Genomic DNA, 20,101 nt, shown 5'->3' with positions numbered 1-20,101 from the left:
GAGCTCTCCGGAATGCCGCTGCCGGTGTAGCCCTTGAACCCTTGGTTCAAGGTGGGAGAAGTCGTAGACCTTTAGGCTTTCCGCCGTAGCGGACATGCACACCAGTCTTACGAGCAACCCCCGGGGTGTTGCTTATCGGCTCGGGGACATGACCGACTGGCGCACACACCAGAGAGTGATCTCCAGTATACGCCCCTGAGCCGGGATGCAAACCCCCGCCTATCTCGGTCGGCTGTCAGGCAGTGGTGTCGTGTTCGGTGATCAGGGCGCGGTCGACGCGATCCAGCAGGTCGCGAACCCGTTCGCGGGTGCTGCTCACTTCCAGGCTGACATCATCCTGGCGATGCAGCAGTTCGTGGGTGATGTTGAGGGCGGCCATCACGGCCACGCGGTCGGCGCCGATGACCTTCCCGCTGGCGCGGATCTCGCGCATCTTGCCGTCCAGGTAACGGGCGGTGCTCTCCAGGTTGGCACGCTCGTCAGCGGGACAGCTGATGCGATATTCCTTTTCCATTATCTGGACGGTCACGGTCTCGATGCTCATGAGTCCTGCTCCAAGGCTTTCAGGCGTAAAATCATCGCTTCGACCTTCGATCTGGCCAATTCGTTCTTTTCGATCAACTCGGCGCGCTCCTGGCGCCAGTTGCGCTCGCCCTGGCGCAGTTGTCGATTCTGCCGCTGCAATTCCTCAAGACGCAGGAGCAGGCGCTCCACACGGTCACCGAGGGCTTCCAGATCGGCGTCGAGGGGCGTGTCGCGAGACTCGCGCATGAGGGCTACAGCTCCAGAAGGGTGCAACGAGATTGGCCGCCGGCGGGGTCAGCGCGTAGGATAAGGCTTCATTCTAGCCAGCGCCTCACCTCGACGCCATGTCCAGCTCAGCATCCGCCTACGCCGCCTTCTCCACCCTGCTCGCCGAGGCCGCTTTGCCGGTCTCGCCCGCCGAACTCCACGGTCACCTGCTCGGGCGGGTCTGCGGGGGCGCGGGCTTCGACGAGAACGACTGGCTGGCTGCGGCCAGCGAGCTGCTCGGTGGCGCGCCGAGCGAGCGTTTGCAGGCGGCGCTCTCGGGGCTGCTGGGCATGGTGCAGCAGGAATTCGCCGGCCAGCAGGTGGCCCTGGTGCTGATGCTGCCACCGGACGAATTCCCCCTTGCCGAGCGCACCGCCGCCCTGGGTCAGTGGTGCCAGGGCTTTCTGGCCGGCTTCGGCCTGTCCGGGCGTACGGGCGAGGTCTCCGGCGAGGCGCGCGAGGTACTCGAAGACCTGGCAGCCATCGCGCAGATTCAGGAACCCGCCGAGGAAGGCGAAGAGGGTGAGAACGACTTCATGGAAGTCACCGAATACCTGCGCGTGGCCCCGCTGCTGCTCTATGGCGAGTACGGCCGCGGCCCCATCCCCGAACCTGCGCCCGTGGTGCACTGAGCGGCCATGCCGCGGATCCACAAGGCCGAATTCGCCCGTCGCCGCCGCGCCCTGATGGCCGAGATCGGCCACGGCGGCATCGCCCTGTTGCCTGCTGCGCCGGTGTGCCTGCGCAACCGCGACATCGAGCAGCCCTATCGCCAGGACAGCGACTTCCAGTACCTCACCGGTTTTCCCGAGCCGGAAGCCCTGGCCGTGCTGATTCCCGGCCGTGCCCATGGTGAATACCTGCTGTTCTGCCGCGAGCGGGACGCGGAAATGGAGCGCTGGGAGGGACGGCGCGCGGGTCAGGAAGGGGCGCTGGCCGACTATGGCGCGGACGACGCCTTTCCCATCGGCGATCTGGACGACATCCTGCCCGGCCTGCTCGAAGGCCGCGAGCGGGTCTACTACGCCATGGGTGCCCATCCGGAATTCGAGCGCCAATTGCTCAACTGGATCGAACTGATCCGCGCCAAGGCCGACCAGGGCGCCTCGCCGCCACGGGAGCTGCTGGCGCTGGATACCCTGCTGCACGACAGCCGGCTGTACAAGTCGGCCGCCGAGGTGCGTCTGCTCAAGGCCGCGGCCGAGCTGACCTGCGCCGCTCACCTGCGTGCCATGCAGGCCTGCCGGCCGGGGCTGCGCGAGTATCACCTGGAGGCGGAGCTGGACTATTGCTTTCGCCAGGGTGGTGCCCGACTGGCGGCCTATGGCTCCATCGTTGCGGCGGGGGCCAACGCCTGCGTGATGCATTACCAGGCCAACGATGCGCTACTGCGCGACGGTGACCTGGTGCTGATCGATGCCGGCTGCGAGCTGGAGTGCTATGCCAGCGACGTGACCCGTACCTTTCCGGTCAGTGGTCGCTTCTCGCCGGAGCAGCGGCAGCTGTACGACATCGTGCTGGCTGCCAACCAGGCCGCCATCGCTTGCGTGGCGCCTGGGCGGCACTGGAACGAACCCCATGAGGCCACGGTCAGGGTGATCACCGAGGGCCTGTTGAAACTGGGTCTGCTCCAGGGCGCCCTGGACGACCTGATCGAGGCAGGCGCCTGTCGCGAGTTCTACATGCACCGCGCCGGTCACTGGCTAGGGCTGGATGTCCATGACGTGGGTGAATACCGCATCGGCGACCAGTGGCGGATGCTGGAGCCCGGCATGGTGCTGACCGTGGAACCCGGACTCTATATCCCGCCGGACGCCGAGGTGCCGCGCAAATGGCGCGGCCTGGGCATCCGCATCGAAGACGAAGTACTGGTGACGCGCAGTGGCTGCGAGGTGCTGACCGCCGGCCTGCCCAAGGCGGCCGCGGAGATCGAAGGCTTGATGGCAGCCGCGAGCGGCTGCCGGGAGAACGCTCATGCAACGTCCTGATATCGCCATCATCGGCGGCGGCCTGGTCGGCGCCAGCCTGGCCCTGGCCCTGCAGGCCGGCGCCAAGGCGCGCGGCTGGCGCATCCTGCTGGTGGAGCCTTTCGCCCCTGGCGACAACTATCAGCCCAGCTACGACGCCCGCTCCTCGGCGTTGTCCTACGGCTCGCGGCTGATCTACCAGCGCCTGGGCGTGTGGGACACCCTGGCCGACCATGCCGAGGCGATCCGCGAGATCCAGGTGTCGGATCAGGGCCGCTTCGGCGTGACCCAGCTGCTTGCCCAAAACGAGAATCTGCCGGCGCTGGGCTATGTGGTGGAGAACGCCTGGATCGGCCAGGTGCTCTGGCAGGCACTGGATCGCGAGGTGGTGGACTGGCGCTGCCCGGCCGAGGTGCGCAGCCTCACCGCTATGGCCGACGGCTATCGCCTGGAACTGGATGACGGCGCGACCCTGGAATGTGGTCTCGCGGTGCTGGCCGACGGCGGGCGCTCGGCGCTACGTGAGTCCCTCGGTATCGAGGTGCGCCGCACCCTCTACGAGCAGACCGCGCTGATCGCCAACGTCTCGACCAATCTGGGCCATGGCGGCCGCGCCTTCGAGCGCTTCACGCCCCATGGCCCCCTGGCGCTGTTGCCCCTGCCGGGCAAGCGCAGTGCCCTGGTCTGGACCAAGCCGGACAGCGAAGCGCTGCGCCTGCAACGGGCACCGGACGCGGTCTTTCTCGACGAATTGCAGCAGGCGGTGGGCTATCGCCTGGGCAGCTTCACCCAGGTCGGCACCCGTCACGCCTATCCACTGACCCTGCTGGAGGCCAGCGAACAGGTCCGCCCGCATCTGGTGGTCCTGGGCAATGCCGCCCACAGCCTGCACCCCATCGCCGGCCAGGGATTCAATCTCTCCCTGCGCGACGTCGACAGCCTGGCCGAGTGTCTGCTGGAGAGCGCTGCGGCGCCCGGTGATTTCGCCACCTTGCAGGAGTACCTGCAGCGTCAGCGTCTGGACCAGCAGCTGACCATCGGCTTTTCCGATCGCATCACCCGGCTGTTTTCCAACAGCCGGCCCTGGCTCAGTGCCGGACGCAACCTGGGCCTGGTCGGCCTGGAGCTGTGCCCTCCGGCCAAAAGCGCCTTCGCCCGCCAGGCCATGGGCCTGGGTACCCGTCCCTGACCTGCGAGGAGAAACGAGCATGCTGACCCATGCGGATCTGGTGATCGTCGGTGCCGGCATGGTCGGCAGCGCCCTGGCCCTGGCCCTGGCCGACAGCGGCCTGTCGGTGGTGCTGCTCGACCGCGGCCCGCTCACACCTGGCGCGACCGAGGGCGACCTGCCCTTCGAGCCCCGGGTCAGTGCCCTGTCGCTGGCCAGCCAGCGCATCCTGCAGCGCCTGGGCGCCTGGGATGGCATCCTCGCGCGCCGCGTCAGTCCCTACCAGGCGATGCATGTCTGGGATGGCTCCGGCACCGGCGCCGTGCATTTCGATGCTGCCAGCGTACATGCCGAGGTGCTGGGCCATATCGTCGAGAATCGCGTGGTGCAGGACGCCCTGCTCGAACGCCTGGCCGAGGCCAACGTCCTGCTCCTACCGGAGGCGCGCCTGGAACTGCTGCGTCGCTCCGGAGACCAGTGGCTGGTGCAGCTGGCCGGCGATCGCCAGATCCGTGCACCCCTGGTAGTGGCCGCCGATGGCGCCACCTCTGCCGTGCGCCGCCTGGCCGGGCTGGAAACCCGCGAGTGGGATTACCTGCACCATGCCATCGTCACCAGCGTGCGCTGCGCCGAATCGCACCAGCGCACCGCCTGGCAGAGGTTCACCGACGATGGGCCGCTGGCCTTCCTGCCGCTGGATCGCGGCGGCGACACGAATTGGTGCTCCATTGTCTGGTCCTGCACGCCCAAGCAGGGCGAGCGGCTGATGGCCCTGGACGACGCGGCCTTCTGTCAGGCCCTGGGCGAGGCTTTCGAGCATCGCTTGGGCAAGGTGGAGTGCAGCGACACGCGGCTGTGCATCCCGCTGCGCCAGCGCCATGCCAAGCGCTATGTGGAGCCTGGCCTGGCGCTGATCGGCGATGCCGCCCACGTTATCCATCCGCTGGCCGGGCAGGGCGTCAACCTGGGCTTTCTCGACGCCGCGGTGCTGGCCGAGGAGCTGCGCCATGCCCAGGCGCGCGGTGAATCCATCGCCGAACAGCGGGTGCTGGAACGCTACGAGCGTCGGCGCATGCCGCACAACCTGGCGATGATGGCGGCGATGGAAGGCTTCCAGCGGCTGTTCCAGGACGATCGTCTGCCGCTGCGCTGGCTGCGCAACGCTGCGCTCAAGCAGGTTGATCGCCACTTCGAGGCCAAGGCGCTGTTCGTGCGCCGCGCCCTGGGGCTGTCCGGCGATGTGCCGGAACTGGCCAGGGTAGTCGCCTAAGGTTTTCCACGGTCGCCGAGCGCAGGCACCTTTCAGGCCTCGCCCAGCGCTCCGGCCAGCTCCAGTACCCGGGCGCGCCATTCGGCGTCGCGGGGCAGGGCGAGGAAGTGCGGGTTGAGGAAGGATTCGCGCATCTCGTAGGCGAGGGGCTGGCCGTCCAAAGTCAGGACCTCGCCGCCGGCGCCTTCCAGCACGCCCTGGGCAGCGGCGGTGTCCCACTGGGAAGTGGGGGCAAGGCGCGGATAGAGGTCGGCCAGGCCCTCGGCCAGCAGGCAGAACTTCAGCGAACTGCCGACGCTCACCAACTTGGGTTCGCCGAGGGTATTGCCCAACTCGTCCAGCAGCCGTTGCTGGGCCGGACTGCCGTGACGGCGGCTGGCGACCACGGTGAAGGCGTCTTCCGGCTGGTTGCGCACGCCGATCTCGACGCCGTCTTCACCCTGGATGCGCCAGGCGCCCAGTTCACGGCCGCCGCTGAAGCAGACATCCCGCGTGGGTATCCCGACCACGCCGAAGATCACCTGACCACGCTCGACCAGGGCTACGTTGACGGTGAATTCCTCGCTGCCATCGATGAATTCCTTGGTGCCGTCCAGGGGATCGACCACCCACCAGACGTCCCAGGCGCTGCGTGCCGCGAAGGGAATGTCGCAGGCCTCTTCCGACAGCACCGGCACGTCCGGGGTCAGCCGGGCCAGGCCCTCGGCCAGCACCCGGTGGGCGGCGAGGTCGGCGGCGGTCACCGGCGAATCATCGCTCTTCTGCCGCACCGCCACGTTCTGGCGCCAATGGGGCAGTATGGCCGCGCCAGCCTGGCGCACCAGATCGATGACGTTGAGTACCAGGGGGGCGGTAATGGAAACGGGCGCCATCATGCCGGCAACTCTCCGCGTTGGGTGAGCAGGTCGCGCACCAGATAGAGGGCGGCCAGGGCACGGCCTTCGGAAAAGCGCGGATTCTGCACCAGCTGCGACAGCTCGCGCAGGTCGACGCTGCTGACCTCCAGGGGCTCGGGCTCGTCACCGGGCAGGCGCTCGGGGTAGAGGTCGCGAGCCAGCACGACATGGATACGCTGGCTCATGTAGCCGGGGCTCAGTGACAGAGCGGTGAGGTATTCCAGCTGGTGCGCCCCGAAACCGGCTTCTTCCTTGAGTTCGCGATTGGCGGCGTCGAGGATTTCTTCGTCCGGTTCAACCAGGCCCTTGGGCAGCGACAGCTCGTAGTCTTCCACGCCGCCGCAGTATTCCTCGATGAGCAGGGCGCGCGTGGCATCCTGCAGGGCCACCACCATCACCGCGCCATGGCCGGTGCCCTTGTTGGCCAGGCGTTCGTAGGTGCGCTCCTCGCCGTTGGCGAAGCGCAACTGCATCTCCTCGACGGTGAACAGACGGCTCTTGGCCACGATCTGTCGGGCGAGAACAGTGGGTTTCTGGCGCATGGACGGCTCCTGGGCTGGGCGGACGGGTATGATAACCCGCTTGTTACATTATCCGGAGTCACCATGACCCCTCTCGACTGGAGCCGTATCGACACCGTGTTGTTGGACATGGACGGCACTCTGCTCGACCTGCACTTCGACAATCATTTCTGGCTGGAGTACCTGCCGCAGCGCTATGCCGAGCGCCATGGCCAGTCCCTGGCGCTGGCCAAGGCCGAGCTGGAGCCGCTGTTTTTCAGCCATCAGGGCAAGCTGACCTGGTACTGCCTGGACTTCTGGAGCGCCGAGCTGGGCTTTTCCATGCGCGAACTCAAGGAGGAGATCGCTCACCTGATCGCCCTGCGCCCGGACGCCGACACCTTTCTTGGCGCCCTGCAGCGCGCCGGCAAGCGGGTGGCGCTGATCACCAACGCCCACCGCGATTCCCTGTCGCTGAAGCTGGAGCGCATCGACCTGGCGCCCTATTTCGACCGGCTGATCAGCTCCCACGACTACGGCTTCCCCAAGGAAGAACAGCAGTTCTGGCACGCCCTGCAGGCCGACTTCGCCTTCGATCCGGCACGCACCCTGTTCATCGACGACAACCTGCCGGTCCTGCGCAGCGCCCGTGACTATGGGATCGCCCACCTGCTGGCGATCCACGAGCCGGATAGCCGCCGCGGGCCCAAGGACAGCGAGGAGTTCGAGGCGGTGCGGGATTATCGGGAGCTGCTGCCAGCCTGAACAGAAGACCCTCACCCCAGCCCTCTCCCAGGGGGAGAGGGGGCCAAGCAGGGCAGAGCGCCTGGAGGTAACCCGTGGACATCAAGCAACTGCGCTTTCTTATCGCCCTGGACGAGACGCGCCATTTCGGCCAGGCGGCGGCGCGTTGCCACGTGACCCAGCCGACCCTGTCCATGCGCTTGCGTGGCCTGGAGGAGGAGCTGGGTGTGGAGCTGGTGCGCCGCGGCCAGCGCTTCGAGGGCTTCACCGAGGCCGGTCAGCGCATCCTGGCCTGGGCACGTACCCTGATGGCCGCCCACGACGGCCTCTATGCCGAGGCCCAGGCCTTCCAGGGGCAATTGGTGGGTACCCTGAGGGTCGGCCTGGTGCCCCTGGCCAGCTTCGATCCCATGCCGCTGCTGCAGCACCTGCGCCAGCTGCACCCCAAGCTGCACTTCCAGCTGCAGGTGCTGAGCACCGAGCGCATTCTCGAGGCGGTGGCCAGCAATCGGCTGGAGCTGGGCATCTCCTACCTGGAGCATCTGGATCCGGCCCGCTTCGACAGCCTGACCCTGACCGAGACACGCATGGGGCTGCTCTACGACGAGCGCCATTTCACCTTCGACCAGGCCGCGCTGGACTGGCAGGCGGTGGCCGGGCTGCCGCTGGGCCTGCTGACCGGCGCCATGCATTTCCGTCAATCGGTGGACCACGGCTTTCGCAGCCTGGGGCTGACGCCGCAGCCGGTGCTGGAAACCGATGCCGTCTATCTGCTGTTGCAGGCCGTCAATGCCGGTCTGTGCTGCGCCGTGGTGCCCCTGGCCGGTGGCTTCGATCGTCTTACGCCCCATGCCCGGCTGATTCCCATCGACACGGCCCGCACCCTGGCGCCGCTGGGTTTGCTCATCCGGCGCACCGAACCCCGTCTGGCGGTGGCCGATGCCTGCTTCCAGGCCGTCAAGGCGCTTTATGCCGAGAGTGATAGATAGCGCTTATCAAGGCATTGGGGATAGCGATTAGACGCCCTGGGATATGCTGGTTAATCTTTGATCTGTGTCAAACCGCCGCAGGTCGTTTTTACCCATGTCCCAGGACTCGCCCGTTCCCGTCGCCTCGCTGCCCGCTGGCTATCTTTTCGCCGAGCTGGAGCAGCCTGCCGTGCGTGGCGAACAGCTCTTGGCCGAGGAGGTGGCGCTGGCCATCGCCTACAACGGCATCAGCCATGCGGTGATGATGGCGACGCCGGCCGACGTGGAAGACTACGTGGTCGGTTTCAGCCTCAGCGCGGGCATTGTCGATGCCATCGATGACATCTATGGCATCCAGGTGCGCCGGGTCGGTGAAGCCCTCAATGTCGACGTCGAGATCAGCAGCCGTACCTTCTGGGCGCTCAAGCAACAACGTCGGCAGCTGGCCGGTACCAGCGGTTGCGGCCTGTGCGGGGTTGAGGCACTGGAGCAGGCGCTGCCGCAGCTGGATCGCCTGCGCAAGGTGCCGCTGCCACCGGCCGCCCACTTGCACGACCTGCGCCAACGTATCGACGCCGCCCAGGATATCGGTCAGCGCAGCGGGGCGGTGCATGCCGCGCTGTTCGTCGACGGTCAGGGCGAACTGACCCTGTGCCGCGAAGACATTGGCCGTCACAACGCCCTGGACAAGCTCATCGGGGCCCTGCTGCGCCAGCGCCAGCCGGTACGCGAGGGCTGCGTGGTGGTCACCAGCCGCTGCAGTCTCGAACTCATCCACAAGGCGGTACGCGCCGGGCTCGCCACCCTCATCACCCTGTCGGCACCCACCGGGCTCGCCGTGGAATGGGCGCGTCGCCATCGCCTCAATCTGATCCACCTGCCGCATCGGTCGCCACCGCGGGTCTATGCCCCGGCGCCCGTTGCCCCTTGATCCCACGGGAATCGCCATGAACAAACCTCAGCAGTCCTTCAAACCCTATCAAGGCCCCGCCGCCGGCTGGGGCGCCCTGAAGAGCGTGGTGCATTTCTGGCTCGACAGCGGCAACGCCTTCAAGAATCTGCGTACGCTGCTCAAGACCAACCAGGACCACGGCTTCGACTGCCCGGGCTGTGCCTGGGGCGAGGCGCCGGAAAACGGCCTGGTGAAGTTCTGCGAGAACGGCGCCAAGGCGGTCAACTGGGAAGCCACCAAGCGCCGTGTCGATGCGGCCTTCTTTGCCCGCCACAGTGTGACCTCGCTGCAGGAGCAGAGCGACTACTGGCTCGAATACCAGGGCCGGCTGACCGAGCCGCTGCGCTATGACGCGGCCACCGATCGCTATGTGCCCATCGCCTGGGACGCGGCCTTCGCGCTCATCGCCAAGGAGCTCAAGGCCCTGGGCAGCCCCGACGAAGCCGAGTTCTACACCTCGGGTCGCGCCAGCAACGAGGCGGCCTTCCTCTACCAGCTGTTCGTGCGCGCCTATGGCACCAACAACTTCCCCGACTGCTCGAACATGTGCCACGAGGCCAGCGGCGTCGGCCTGGGTCGCAGTATCGGCGTCGGCAAGGGCACCGTGACCTATCACGACCTGGACGAGGCCGATGCCATCTTCGTCATCGGCCAGAACCCGGGCACCAACCACCCGCGCATGATCGAGACCTTGCGCAACGCGGTGAAGCGCGGTGCCCAGGTGGTCTGCTTCAACCCGCTCAAGGAGCGTGGCCTGGAGCGCTTCCAGCATCCGCAGAATCCGCTGGAGATGCTCACCAACGACTCGCGGCCGACCAACACCGCCTACTTCCGTCCGGCCCTGGGTGGTGACATGGCCGCGCTGCGCGGCATTGCCAAGTACCTGCTGCAGTGGGAGCGCGAGGCCGCCGCCAAGGGCGCCAAGCGTATCTTCGACCATGAGTTCATCGCTGCCCATACCCTGGGCATGGACGACTACCTGGCTCAGGTCGACGCCACCTCCTGGGAGCTGATCGAGCGCCAGTCGGGACTGTCGCTGCACGAGATCGAGCAGGCCGCGCGCATGTATGCCCGCGCCGAGAAGGTCATCATCTGCTGGGCCATGGGCATCACCCAGCACCGCCATTCCGTGGCCACGGTGCAGGAGATCGCCAACCTGCAGTTGCTCTGCGGCCAGATCGGCAAGCCTGGCGCCGGTCTCTGCCCGGTGCGCGGCCACAGCAACGTCCAGGGCGACCGCACCATGGGCATCGACGAGAAGGCCCCGGCCTGGCTCAGCGATGCCCTGGCCAAGCGCTTCGCCTTCGAACCGCCGCGCAATCGCGGTCACAACACCGTGGAGGCCATCGCCGCCATGGAGCAGGGCCAGGCCAAGGTGTTCATCGCCCTGGGCGGCAACTTCGCTCAGGCCACCCCGGACACTCCACGCACCCACAAGGCGCTGCGCAAGTGCCGGCTGACCGTGCACATCGCCACCAAGCTCAACCGCAGCCACCTGGTGACCGGCCAGCAGGCGCTGATCCTGCCCTGCCTGGGTCGCACCGAGATGGACGTGCAGAAGGGCGGCAAGCAGGCCATCACCGTGGAAGACAGCTTCAGCATGGTGCATGCATCCGCCGGCATCCTGCGGCCGCTGTCGTCGCAGATGAAGTCCGAGCCGGCCATCGTCGCCGGTCTGGCCAAGGCCGTGCTGGGCAACCATCCGGTGGACTGGGACTGGCTGATCGAGGACTACGACCGCATCCGCGACCTGATCGCCGACGTCATCCCCGGCTTCCAGGACTTCAATGCTCGCCTGGCCGCCCCCGGTGGTTTCTACCTGGGTAACAAGGCCGGGCGCCGGGAGTGGAACACTGCCACTGGCAAGGCTAATTTCGCCGCCAATGCACTGCTCCATGACCTGCTGCCGGACGCGGTCCGCCGCCAGGGCGTGAAGCCGGATCTGATCCTGCAGACCATGAGATCCCACGACCAGTACAACACCACCATCTACAGCCTGGATGACCGCTATCGCGGCGTGAAGGGCCAGCGCGACGTGGTCTTCGTCAACCAGGCTGATCTGGATCGCCTGGGCGTGACGGCTGGCGAGAAGGTGGATCTGGTCGCCCTGTGGGACGACGGCATCGAACGCCGGGTCCGCGGCTTCACCGCGCTGCCGTTCGACATCCCGGTTGGCCAGGCCGCCGGCTACTATCCAGAGACCAACCCGCTGGTGCCCCTGGAAAGCTATGGCGAGGGCAGCTTCACGCCCACTTCCAAGTTCGTCGCCATCAAGGTCGAGAAGGCCAGCGCCGGCAACCGCATCGCCTCGGTCGCCTGACCGGGGTAGGCTGTCCTATCGGAAAGTCTGTACAAAGTCTCGCGAGCTAGAGCCAAACGAGACGAAAAGGGCTGAGGAAGCGGAGTTTACGACTGGTAAATGAGCATCCGAAGCCTTTCCAACGCCGTTTGGCCAACGCACAGTAGCTTTTCAATAGGCTCCGAGGAAAGGACAGCGATGCAACGCATCGCCACCTGGCTCGGCGAGGATCCGGTCCGCTGCCAGCTGCTTGCCGTTCTTGCGGGATTGCAGCTGCCCGATGCCTGGCTGGCGGCCGGCTTCGTGCGCAATCTGGTCTGGGATCGGCTGCACGGCTATACCGTGCCGACACCGCTGGTGGATCTGGATGTCATCTATTTCGATGTAACCGACTGCCGGCCCGAACGGGACAGGGCCATCGAGATGGCGCTGGCGGAGCGGGCGCCGGGGTGGCCCTGGTCGGTGCGCAACCAGGCTGCCATGCATCTACGCAACGACGATGCACCCTATGCCGATAGCCTGGATGCCATGCGTTTCTGGGTCGAGGTGGAGTCCGCGCTGGCCGCGCGCCTCACCGAGACGGGCGAACTCGAGGTGGTCAGCCCCTTCGTCCAGGATGGGCTCTTCGCCTTGCACCTGACGCCGAATCCCTGGCGGCCCCGGCTCGACGCCTTTCGCCAGCGCCTGTCGAGCAAAGGCTGGCTGACGCGCTGGCCACGCTTGCACGTGCAGAAGCCTGGGTTTGCCGAGCGGGATTGATGGCAAACGCCGAAGCGGGTGGCGAACCGCTTCGGCGCTGGCGTCAGACCTTGAAGCGTGCGGTCAGCTCCTGCAGTTGCAGGCTCAGGCGGGCCAGCTCGGTACTGGAACCGGCGGTTTCCTCGGTAGCGGCGGCGGTCTGGTCGGCGACCTCATGAACCTTGACCACGCTGCGACTGATGTTCTCACCCGCCGCGCTCTGCTGCTCGACGGCCGCCGCGATCTGCTCGTTCATGGCCTCGATTTCGCCCACCGCGCTACTGACACTGGCCAGTACCACGCCGGCTTGGCGGGTCAGGCCGACGCTGTCGCCGGTCAACTGGATGTTGCGCTCCAGCGCCTCGCTCATCTTGTCGGTGCTGCCATGCAGGCTGGTGATCAGGCTGGCGATTTCATCGGTGGAAGAGCGGGTGCGCTGCGCCAGCCCGCGTACCTCGTCGGCCACCACGGCAAAGCCACGACCTGCCTCGCCGGCACGGGCCGCCTCGATGGCCGCATTGAGTGCCAGCAGGTTGGTCTGTTCGGCGACGGCCTTGATCACGTCCAGCACGCCGCCAATGCGATCGGCGTCCTGCTTGAGCAGCTCCATGGTCACCTGGGTACTGTCCACTTCCTGCGCCAGGGTTTCGATCTGGGTGGCGACCTGGTTGACCATCTCATCGCCTTCGCGAGTCTTGAGCGTGGCCTCGCGGGCGGTCATGGAGGCCTGCTCGGCATTGCGGGCCACCTCGCCGATGGTGGCGGTCATCTGCTGCATGGCGGTGGCGATCTGCTCGGTCTCCACCTTTTGCGCCGTGGCGCCCGCCCGCGTCTGCTGGGTGATGGCGGAGAGCTCTTCAGCGGCGCTGGCGACTTGGACGACGCCGTCCTTCTGCTCGCGGATAAGCTCGCGCAGATTGACGATCATGCGTTGCATGGCCGCCTGCAGGAGGCCGAGTTCGTCCTTGCGGTCGGCCTGGGTCTCGACGGTCAGGTCGCCCGCGGCGATCCGTTCCACGGTGCCAAGGGTCTGGCGCAGTGGCGTCACGATGGAGCGGGTGATGATCCAGGCGGCGACCAGGCTCAGCAGCACCGCCAGGAGCAGGCCGCCAAAGAGCATCAGCTTGGCATCGCGGATATCGCCGAGACGGAACTGGTTCTGTACCTGCTTCATCTCGTCGGCGGTCCTGAGCAGCGCCAGGATGCGCTGGTCCAGGCCGTCGTCGGCTTGTTCGAACTGCTTCTGAATGGTGAACAGCTGCTGTATCTGGCGCTGATACTGGTCGAAGAGTTCTGGCAGTCGCTGCAGGCCCGTGGTCGAGGCGCTGCTGGATGGCAGAGCCTTGAGTACGGCACCGACCTTGCCCAGTGAGGTCTGCAGGGCTTCCTGCTGCGGGCCGGCGGATTTAAGCACATAGACGCGGAAGTCGATTCGCAGTTTTTGCAGGGCCGCCAGCAGGGGCGAGAATTGCACGCCGCCATGGTCGATCTGGCTATCCAGCGTGCTGGAGGCGTCTTGAAGCTGCTTGTCTAGCGTATCGCCAGTCTCTCTTATGCTCTGGATGGTGGCATCGCGGTCCTGGGTCACCTTCAGCGTCTGCTGATAGAGGTCACGATATTCCTGGAGGGTTTGCTCGGTGCGGGCGAGCAGCGCCTGGCTCTGGGGGCGTCGAAACAGCGGGCGAGCTTCCTGCAGTTGCTTTTCGAGGGCGTCGATGGAGAGCTTCCAGCGATTGGCCTGCTCCGTTTCCGGCAGTAGGGCGAAGGCCCCGCGGGCATTGCGCATGTCGCGAGTGAGCAGGCCGATCTGGGTGAACTGCTCGATGAGATTGCCGCGCCGGCCCAAGGCCTGGATGCCAGACCAGCCTGCGTAGGCAATGGCCAGTGTGAGGATGATCAAGGCGGTGAAACCGGAAAAAAGCTTTGTACGAACACTCATATTGTGCAACTGCATGGATGCTATTCCTGATGTTCGGAAAAATGTTCCGGAGCCAAGGGAAAGAAAAAGGGAAAGATCTTAAACCAGCTGGAAAGGCTCTGGGATGAGCATTTTCCGCTTCGAAGAAGATGCGCCAAATTGGTAAATCTATTTATGGAGTGTCCCTTCAAGCTCTGCCTGGAGGCTTGGCCGACCACCGTTTGCAAGAAAAGCCTTTTTGTTTCAGCTATAGCGAGACTCGAGCACTATTTGGCGAAGTTGATAAAAGTAAAAAGCTAAAAGTTTATCCTTGCTATTAGTCTGTCTTTATATGAAGAAAGTAGGTTAAATAATGTTTCTGAAAAAATGGCTTGCAGGGTGGGGTGTAAAAAGACCGCATAAGGAGAGTGCCAAGGTCGATGCAGGCTGCCGGGGCGGCGGAGAATGCGCAGTCCGTGGCGCGCTGGGTCGCAAGGGGGTGGCTCGAGGATGAGCGAGCCGGCACTCGGCGAACCCTGGAATGCCGCTAGACTCCATAGAAAGGTCATTCGCTTTCCCTCTCTGGCAAGGAATCCCCATGTCCACCACGGAGCGTCGCCGCGCCTTCCTTCAGCATCCGGGTTTTTCGCGGCTGTTCGCACCCGGTCGCCTGACCCTGGGCTTCCTGCTACCGCTGGAGGGCTATCCCGATGATCCCATGCCGACCCTGCGCGACCATGCGCGTCTGGCGCGGCTGGCCGACCAATTGGGCTTCGCTGCGCTCTGGGCACGCGACGTGCCCTTCTATGATCCTGGTTTCAACGACGCCGGCCAGGTATTCGAACCCTTCACCTATCTCGGCTATCTGGCCGGCATCACCCAGCACCTGACCCTGGCCACTGGCAGCGCCGTCATCACCCTGCGGCATCCCCTGCACTTGGCCAAGATGGCGGCCTCGGTCGATCAGTTGAGCGATGGTCGCCTGGTGTTGGGAGTAGCCTCCGGCGATCGCCCGGTGGAATACCCGGCGTTTGGCCTGGAAGGCGAGTTCGAGCGACGGGGCGAGCGCTTTCGCGATGCCTTCGAGATGTTCCGGCTGGCCGGCGAAACCAATTTTCCCCTGGGTGAATTCCGCCGTTTCGGCGATCTGCAGGGACTGGCCGATCTGGTGCCCAAACCGGTGCACGGTCGCATCCCGGCGTTGGTGACCGGGCGCAGTCGGCAGACGGTGGACTGGATCGCCGCCAAGGCCGATGGCTGGTTCTATTACTTCGTGCCTGCCGAGCATGTCCCGGCGCTAACGCGGGTCTGGCGCGAGGCGCTGAACGAGATCGGCGGGCGCGAATTGTTCAAACCCTTCGCTCAGGGCCTGTTCTTCGAGCTGGCCAGTGATCCGGACCAGCCCCCACGGCCCATCCATGCCGGCCTGTCCTGTGGGCGACGAGCGCTGGTGGACTATCTCACCCAATTGCAGGAGGCGGGCGTCAATCACCTGGCGCTCAATCTGCGTCCCTCGCGCCGTCCGGCCAGCGAAGTCGTCCAGGAGCTGGGCGAGTTCGTGCTGCCGCACTTTCCTTCCCTGCAGTGAAAGGCCCGGCGCCCGTGTGAAGCCAGGTAACACTTGCCTGGCTAACAACTTTCTCGCGTCGTCATTCGAATGCGCGATTCCTCTGTGGCGGGGGTTCGACCAGGTCGCAACCCTTGGCCTGATCTCTGCATAGTTTTGCGATCTGTTACCTTGCCGTTGGTGCAACCGGATCGACGGTAGAACCTGCTGGGTTGCACTTGGTTGCACTTTTCTTTCGAGCGGCGCTAAGCTGCGCCGAATTTCGATGCCTTCTTGCTTGAGGACCTGCGCATGGCCACCACTACCACCCTGGGCGTAAAGCTCGACGAAGCCACTCGCGATCGCCTCAAGGAAGCGGCTCGCCGTATCGATCGGACGCCCCATTGGCTGATCAAGCAGGCCATCTTCACCTATCTGGAAACCCTGGAAAGCGGTGCGACCCTGGCCGATCTGCAGGGCATCGCCCAGCGGCTGGCCGAGGGGGACAACGAGGCGGTGGAAGCCCTGGCCGATCCGGTCTATCAGCCCTTCCTGGAATTCGCCGAAAGCATCCTGCCGCAATCGGTCTTGCGCTCGGCCATCACCGCCGCCTATCGCCGCCCAGAAGAAGAGCTGCTGCCGCTGCTGCTGGAGCAGGCGCGCCTGCCCGCTGCCCAGGCCAAGGCCACCCACGAGCTGGCCCATCGCATCGCCGAAAAGCTTCGCAACGCCAAGGGTGCAACCGGGCGCTCCGGGATGGTGCAGAGTCTGCTCCGTGAGTTCTCACTGTCGTCCCAGGAAGGCGTGGCCCTGATGTGCCTGGCCGAGGCCCTGCTGCGCATTCCCGACAAGGGCACCCGCGATGCCCTGATCCGCGACAAGATCAGCACCGGCAACTGGCAGCCGCACCTGGGTAATAGCCCCTCGCTGTTCGTAAATGCCGCCACCTGGGGCCTGCTGCTGACCGGTCGCCTGGTCTCGACCCACAACGAAGCCGGCCTCACCAGTTCGCTCAACCGTCTCATTGGCAAGAGCGGCGAGCCGGTGATCCGCAAGGGCGTGGACATGGCCATGCGCCTGATGGGCGAGCAGTTCGTCACCGGCGAGACCATCGCCGAGGCCCTGGCCAACGCCAGCAAGTTCGAGGCGAAGGGCTTCCGCTACAGCTACGACATGCTGGGTGAAGCGGCCCTGACCGAAGCCGATGCCCGCCGCTACCTGGCCTCCTACGAGCAGGCCATCCATTCCATCGGCAAGGCTTCCCACGGTCGCGGCATCTATGAAGGCCCCGGCATCTCCATCAAACTCTCGGCCCTGCACCCGCGCTACAGCCGCGCCCAGTACGACCGGGTGATGAGCGAGCTCTATCCGCGCCTGCTGGAGCTGACCCTGCTGGCCAAGCGCTACGACATCGGCCTGAACATCGACGCCGAGGAAGCCGATCGCCTGGAAATCTCCCTGGATCTGCTGGAGCGGCTGTCCTTCGAGCCGCAGCTGGCGGGCTGGAACGGCATCGGCTTCGTCATCCAGGCCTACCAGAAGCGCTGCCCGCTGGTGATCGATTACCTGATTGACCTGGCGCGCCGCAGCCGTCGCCGCCTGATGATCCGCCTGGTCAAGGGCGCCTACTGGGACAGCGAGATCAAGCGGGCCCAGATGGAAGGCCTGGAGGGCTATCCGGTCTATACCCGCAAGGTCTACACCGACGTGGCCTACCTGGCCTGTGCCCGCAAGCTGCTGGCGGCACCGGAAGCCATCTATCCGCAATTCGCTACCCATAACGCTCACACCCTGGCGGCCATCTACCAGCTGGGCGGCCAGAACTACTATCCCGGCCAGTACGAATTCCAGTGCCTGCACGGCATGGGCGAGCCGCTGTACGAGCAGGTGGTGGGCAGCATCAAGGACGGCAAGCTGGCGCGGCCGTGCCGTATCTATGCCCCGGTGGGCACTCACGAGACCCTGCTGGCCTATCTGGTCCGTCGCCTCCTGGAAAACGGCGCCAACACCTCCTTCGTCAACCGCATCGCCGACCACTCCATCTCCCTAGACGAGCTGGTGGCCGATCCGGTGGTGCAGATCGAGCAGCAGTCCACCAACGAAGGCGGCATCGGCCTACCGCATCCGCGCATTCCCCATCCGAGTGCCCTGTACGGCGCCGAGCGCTGCAATTCCAGCGGCCTGGACCTGTCCAGCGAACACCGCCTGGGTTCCTTGTCAGCCGCGCTGCTGGCGAGTGGCAACACCGCCTGGGAAGCCCGGCCGCTGCTGGGTCGCGCCAGTGAGCCGTCGATTCCGCAGCCGGTGCTCAACCCGGCCGATCGCCGCGACCGCGTCGGTCAGGTGAGCAACGCTACCCGTGCCGATGTCGACATCGCCCTGGAAGAGGCCCTGGCCGCTGCACCCATCTGGCAATCCACCCCGCCCGAGCAACGCGCCGCTGCCCTGGATCGCGCCGCCGAGCTGATGGAAGCACAGATCCAGCCGCTGATGGGCCTGCTGGTGCGCGAAGCCGGCAAGACCTACGCCAACGCCATCGCCGAGGTGCGCGAGGCGGTGGACTTCCTGCGCTACTACGCCGCCCTGGTGCGTCGCGACTTCGCCAACGACAGCCACCGTCCGCTGGGTCCGGTGGTCTGCATCAGCCCCTGGAACTTCCCCCTGGCCATCTTCAGTGGCCAGATCGCCGCGGCCCTGGCCGCTGGCAACACCGTGCTGGCCAAGCCGGCCGAGCAGACTCCGCTCATCGCGGCCCAGGCCGTGCGCCTCCTGCTGGAAGCCGGCATCCCCGAAGGCGTGCTGCAACTGCTGCCGGGTGAGGGTTCCACCATCGGCGCCGCCCTGGTCAACGATGTGCGGGTCAAGGGGGTGATGTTCACCGGTTCCACCGAAGTGGCCCAGATCCTGGCGCGCAACATCGCCGGGCGCCTGGACGCCCAGGGCCGGCCGATCCCGCTGATCGCCGAGACTGGCGGCCAGAACGCCATGATCGTCGACTCCTCGGCGCTGGCCGAGCAGGTGGTGGCCGATGTGGTCGCCTCCGCCTTCGACAGCGCCGGTCAGCGCTGCTCCGCCCTGCGCGTGCTCTGCGTGCAGGACGACGTGGCCGACCGTGTGCTGGAGATGCTCAAGGGCGCCATGGCCGAATGCCGGCTGGGCAACCCGGAAAACCTCGCCATCGACATCGGTCCGGTGATCGATGGCGAGGCCAAGGCCACCATCGACAAGCATATCCAGACCCTGAGAGGTAAAGGTCGTCGGGTGCACCAGGGCGGGCGCGTGGAGGGCGATGCCATCCACCGTGGCACCTTCGTCATGCCCACCCTGATCGAGCTGGATAGCCTGGCCGAGCTGGGCCGCGAGGTCTTCGGTCCGGTGCTGCACGTGGTGCGCTACGCTCGCAAGGACCTGGACAAGGTCATCGACCAGATCAATGCCACCGGCTATGGCCTGACCTTCGGGGTGCATACCCGTATCGACGAGACCATCGCCAAGGTGGTAGAGCGCGCCCATGCCGGCAACCTCTACGTCAACCGCAACATGGTCGGCGCGGTGGTCGGGGTGCAGCCCTTCGGTGGCGAAGGCCTCTCGGGTACCGGTCCCAAGGCCGGTGGCCCGCTGTATCTCTACCGTCTGCTCAGCACTCGTCCGGATGGCGATCCCGCCGTGGCCCTGGCCAAGGGCAGCGCTGGCGAGACCGAATGGCAGGTGCGTGACGCCCTGCGCCAGCAGGCCGGCAATCCGCTGGGTGCCCTGCAGGACTGGGCCAAGCAGCAGGGCCTGGGCGAGTTGGAACAGGCCTGCCTGAGATTCGCCGAAGAGTCCCTGAGCGGCCTGACCCGCCTGCTGCCCGGCCCGACGGGCGAGCGCAACAGCTACAGCCTGCTGCCGCGCAGCCGGGTACTGTGCCTGGCGGCGGACGAAAGCGATCTGCTGCTACAGCTGGCGGCGGTCATGGCGGTGGGTAGCACCGCGCTGGTCGAGGAGGCGCACAAGGCTACCCTGAATCGCCTGCCGCAAGCCGTGCGGTCGCGGGTGCAGGCCACCGCCGACTGGCGCAAGGATGAGGTCGCCTTCGAAGCGGTCCTGCACCACGGTGACTCCGACCAGCTGCGCCAGATCTGTCAGCTGGTAGCCAAGCGCAACGGCCCCATCGTCGGCGTCCAGGGTCTGGCCCGCGGCGAGACCGCCATTCCGCTGGAGCGCCTGCTCATCGAGCGCGCCCTGAGCGTGAATACGGCAGCCGCCGGCGGCAATGCCAGTCTGATGACGATCGGCTAAGGGCTCGAACTAGGCGTCGCTCCCAGGCGTTTGTTCAGACCTATCGTTTGGCTCATTTAGAATCCCGATCCTTCCAGCCGGAA

16 protein-coding genes, 1 other RNA gene and 1 pseudogene are annotated in these 20,101 nt (G+C 65.9%); 11 read left to right on the top strand and 7 right to left on the bottom strand.

Going from position 1 to position 20,101, the window contains the following annotated elements; all coding sequences use genetic code 11:
• The 3 genes from ssrS to PJ259_RS14665 form a co-directional block, all read right to left on the bottom strand.
• A non-coding RNA gene (gene ssrS / locus PJ259_RS14675) (6S RNA) lies at positions 1-178 on the bottom strand.
• Between the two features lie 57 nt (positions 179-235).
• A complete protein-coding gene (locus PJ259_RS14670) occupies positions 236-544 on the bottom strand; it encodes a cell division protein ZapA (protein ID WP_017639427.1) in 309 nt (102 codons plus the stop codon).
• Positions 541-771, bottom strand: a complete 231-nt coding sequence (locus PJ259_RS14665; RefSeq protein WP_007161334.1) for a TIGR02449 family protein — start codon at positions 769-771, stop codon at positions 541-543. The genes PJ259_RS14670 and PJ259_RS14665 overlap by 4 nt, the downstream gene beginning before the upstream one ends.
• Before the next feature lie 98 nt (positions 772-869).
• Between PJ259_RS14665 and PJ259_RS14660 the strand changes: the two genes are divergently transcribed.
• Genes PJ259_RS14660 through PJ259_RS14645 form a run of 4 tightly spaced genes read left to right on the top strand, consistent with a single transcriptional unit; the run spans position 870 to position 5,197 of the window.
• Positions 870-1,424: a UPF0149 family protein gene (locus tag PJ259_RS14660; RefSeq protein ID WP_271653310.1), complete on the top strand. Its 555-nt coding sequence runs from the start codon at positions 870-872 to the stop codon at positions 1,422-1,424.
• A 6-nt stretch (positions 1,425-1,430) separates the two neighbouring features.
• The gene (gene pepP / locus PJ259_RS14655) at positions 1,431-2,780 is read left to right on the top strand and encodes a Xaa-Pro aminopeptidase (protein ID WP_271653309.1); all 1,350 of its coding nucleotides are present in this window, start codon (positions 1,431-1,433) and stop codon (positions 2,778-2,780) included.
• Positions 2,767-3,948: a 2-octaprenyl-6-methoxyphenyl hydroxylase gene (gene ubiH, locus PJ259_RS14650; RefSeq protein WP_271653308.1), complete on the top strand. Its 1,182-nt coding sequence runs from the start codon at positions 2,767-2,769 to the stop codon at positions 3,946-3,948. The genes pepP and ubiH overlap by 14 nt, the downstream gene beginning before the upstream one ends.
• A gap of 19 nt (positions 3,949-3,967) precedes the next feature.
• Complete coding sequence (locus tag PJ259_RS14645; protein ID WP_271653307.1) at positions 3,968-5,197, top strand: 2-octaprenyl-3-methyl-6-methoxy-1,4-benzoquinol hydroxylase; 1,230 nt, start codon at positions 3,968-3,970, stop codon at positions 5,195-5,197.
• 32 nt (positions 5,198-5,229) lie between these two features.
• Here the strand turns inward: PJ259_RS14645 and cysQ are convergent, their stop codons facing one another.
• Positions 5,230-6,072 carry a 3'(2'),5'-bisphosphate nucleotidase CysQ gene (gene cysQ / locus PJ259_RS14640; RefSeq protein WP_271653306.1) on the bottom strand — a complete coding sequence of 281 codons (843 nt, stop codon included), beginning with the start codon at positions 6,070-6,072 and terminating at the stop codon, positions 5,230-5,232.
• On the bottom strand, positions 6,069-6,635 hold the full coding sequence (gene nudE / locus PJ259_RS14635; RefSeq protein WP_271653305.1) for an ADP compounds hydrolase NudE: 567 nt from the start codon (positions 6,633-6,635) through the stop codon (positions 6,069-6,071). The genes cysQ and nudE overlap by 4 nt, the downstream gene beginning before the upstream one ends.
• A gap of 63 nt (positions 6,636-6,698) precedes the next feature.
• Between nudE and yrfG the strand changes: the two genes are divergently transcribed.
• From yrfG to PJ259_RS14610, 5 genes are all read left to right on the top strand, one after another.
• Positions 6,699-7,358 carry a GMP/IMP nucleotidase gene (gene yrfG, locus PJ259_RS14630; protein ID WP_059316537.1) on the top strand — a complete coding sequence of 220 codons (660 nt, stop codon included), beginning with the start codon at positions 6,699-6,701 and terminating at the stop codon, positions 7,356-7,358.
• 74 nt (positions 7,359-7,432) lie between these two features.
• Positions 7,433-8,326: a LysR family transcriptional regulator gene (locus PJ259_RS14625; protein WP_059316536.1), complete on the top strand. Its 894-nt coding sequence runs from the start codon at positions 7,433-7,435 to the stop codon at positions 8,324-8,326.
• Between the two features lie 94 nt (positions 8,327-8,420).
• Positions 8,421-9,236, top strand: coding sequence for a formate dehydrogenase accessory sulfurtransferase FdhD (gene fdhD, locus PJ259_RS14620; RefSeq protein ID WP_059316535.1), 816 nt, complete (start codon positions 8,421-8,423; stop codon positions 9,234-9,236).
• 16 nt (positions 9,237-9,252) lie between these two features.
• Positions 9,253-11,577: an FdhF/YdeP family oxidoreductase gene (locus tag PJ259_RS14615; protein ID WP_271653304.1), complete on the top strand. Its 2,325-nt coding sequence runs from the start codon at positions 9,253-9,255 to the stop codon at positions 11,575-11,577.
• Positions 11,578-11,754: 177 nt separating this feature from the next.
• Entirely contained in the window at positions 11,755-12,315 is a 561-nt protein-coding gene (locus PJ259_RS14610) for a nucleotidyltransferase family protein (RefSeq protein ID WP_017639438.1), read from the top strand.
• A 43-nt stretch (positions 12,316-12,358) separates the two neighbouring features.
• Here the strand turns inward: PJ259_RS14610 and PJ259_RS22975 are convergent, their stop codons facing one another.
• Positions 12,359-13,072 (bottom strand): methyl-accepting chemotaxis protein, encoded by a 714-nt coding sequence (locus PJ259_RS22975; protein ID WP_423815063.1) that lies wholly within the window; start codon positions 13,070-13,072, stop codon positions 12,359-12,361.
• 141 nt (positions 13,073-13,213) lie between these two features.
• Positions 13,214-14,233: pseudogene (locus tag PJ259_RS22970) on the bottom strand (methyl-accepting chemotaxis protein); the annotation flags it as partial.
• Positions 14,234-14,789: 556 nt separating this feature from the next.
• Here PJ259_RS22970 and PJ259_RS14600 point away from each other — a divergent pair.
• Together PJ259_RS14600 and putA are read left to right on the top strand one after the other, a co-directional pair.
• On the top strand, positions 14,790-15,779 hold the full coding sequence (locus PJ259_RS14600; protein ID WP_059316531.1) for an LLM class oxidoreductase: 990 nt from the start codon (positions 14,790-14,792) through the stop codon (positions 15,777-15,779).
• Positions 15,780-16,049: 270 nt separating this feature from the next.
• Positions 16,050-20,018 (top strand): trifunctional transcriptional regulator/proline dehydrogenase/L-glutamate gamma-semialdehyde dehydrogenase, encoded by a 3,969-nt coding sequence (putA, locus tag PJ259_RS14595; RefSeq protein WP_059316530.1) that lies wholly within the window; start codon positions 16,050-16,052, stop codon positions 20,016-20,018.
• Positions 20,019-20,101: the final 83 nt, after the last annotated feature.

Source organism: Pseudomonas sp. JBR1 (genome assembly GCF_028198185.1).
Taxonomy (GTDB): Bacteria; Pseudomonadota; Gammaproteobacteria; order Pseudomonadales; family Pseudomonadaceae; genus Chryseomonas; species Chryseomonas oryzihabitans_E.
The sequence above is the reverse complement of the archived record's forward strand: the minus strand, read 5'-3'. Positions and strand labels throughout refer to the sequence as shown.

Bases quoted from the DNA above. Each gene is read 5' to 3' on its own strand.
- putA (WP_059316530.1), top strand. From the start codon at position 16,050: ATGGCCACCACTACCACCCTGGGCGTAAAGCTCGACGAAGCCACTCGC.
- PJ259_RS14615 (WP_271653304.1), top strand. From the start codon at position 9,253: ATGAACAAACCTCAGCAGTCCTTCAAACCCTATCAAGGCCCCGCCGCC.
- PJ259_RS14610 (WP_017639438.1), top strand. From the start codon at position 11,755: ATGCAACGCATCGCCACCTGGCTCGGCGAGGATCCGGTCCGCTGCCAG.
- yrfG (WP_059316537.1), top strand. From the start codon at position 6,699: ATGACCCCTCTCGACTGGAGCCGTATCGACACCGTGTTGTTGGACATG.
- cysQ (WP_271653306.1), bottom strand. From the start codon at position 6,072: ATGATGGCGCCCGTTTCCATTACCGCCCCCCTGGTACTCAACGTCATC.
- PJ259_RS14670 (WP_017639427.1), bottom strand. From the start codon at position 544: ATGAGCATCGAGACCGTGACCGTCCAGATAATGGAAAAGGAATATCGC.
- ubiH (WP_271653308.1), top strand. From the start codon at position 2,767: ATGCAACGTCCTGATATCGCCATCATCGGCGGCGGCCTGGTCGGCGCC.
- PJ259_RS14660 (WP_271653310.1), top strand. From the start codon at position 870: ATGTCCAGCTCAGCATCCGCCTACGCCGCCTTCTCCACCCTGCTCGCC.
- PJ259_RS14665 (WP_007161334.1), bottom strand. From the start codon at position 771: ATGCGCGAGTCTCGCGACACGCCCCTCGACGCCGATCTGGAAGCCCTC.
- PJ259_RS14645 (WP_271653307.1), top strand. From the start codon at position 3,968: ATGCTGACCCATGCGGATCTGGTGATCGTCGGTGCCGGCATGGTCGGC.
- PJ259_RS14600 (WP_059316531.1), top strand. From the start codon at position 14,790: ATGTCCACCACGGAGCGTCGCCGCGCCTTCCTTCAGCATCCGGGTTTT.
- pepP (WP_271653309.1), top strand. From the start codon at position 1,431: ATGCCGCGGATCCACAAGGCCGAATTCGCCCGTCGCCGCCGCGCCCTG.
- nudE (WP_271653305.1), bottom strand. From the start codon at position 6,635: ATGCGCCAGAAACCCACTGTTCTCGCCCGACAGATCGTGGCCAAGAGC.
- PJ259_RS22975 (WP_423815063.1), bottom strand. From the start codon at position 13,072: ATGCAGCAGATGACCGCCACCATCGGCGAGGTGGCCCGCAATGCCGAG.
- fdhD (WP_059316535.1), top strand. From the start codon at position 8,421: ATGTCCCAGGACTCGCCCGTTCCCGTCGCCTCGCTGCCCGCTGGCTAT.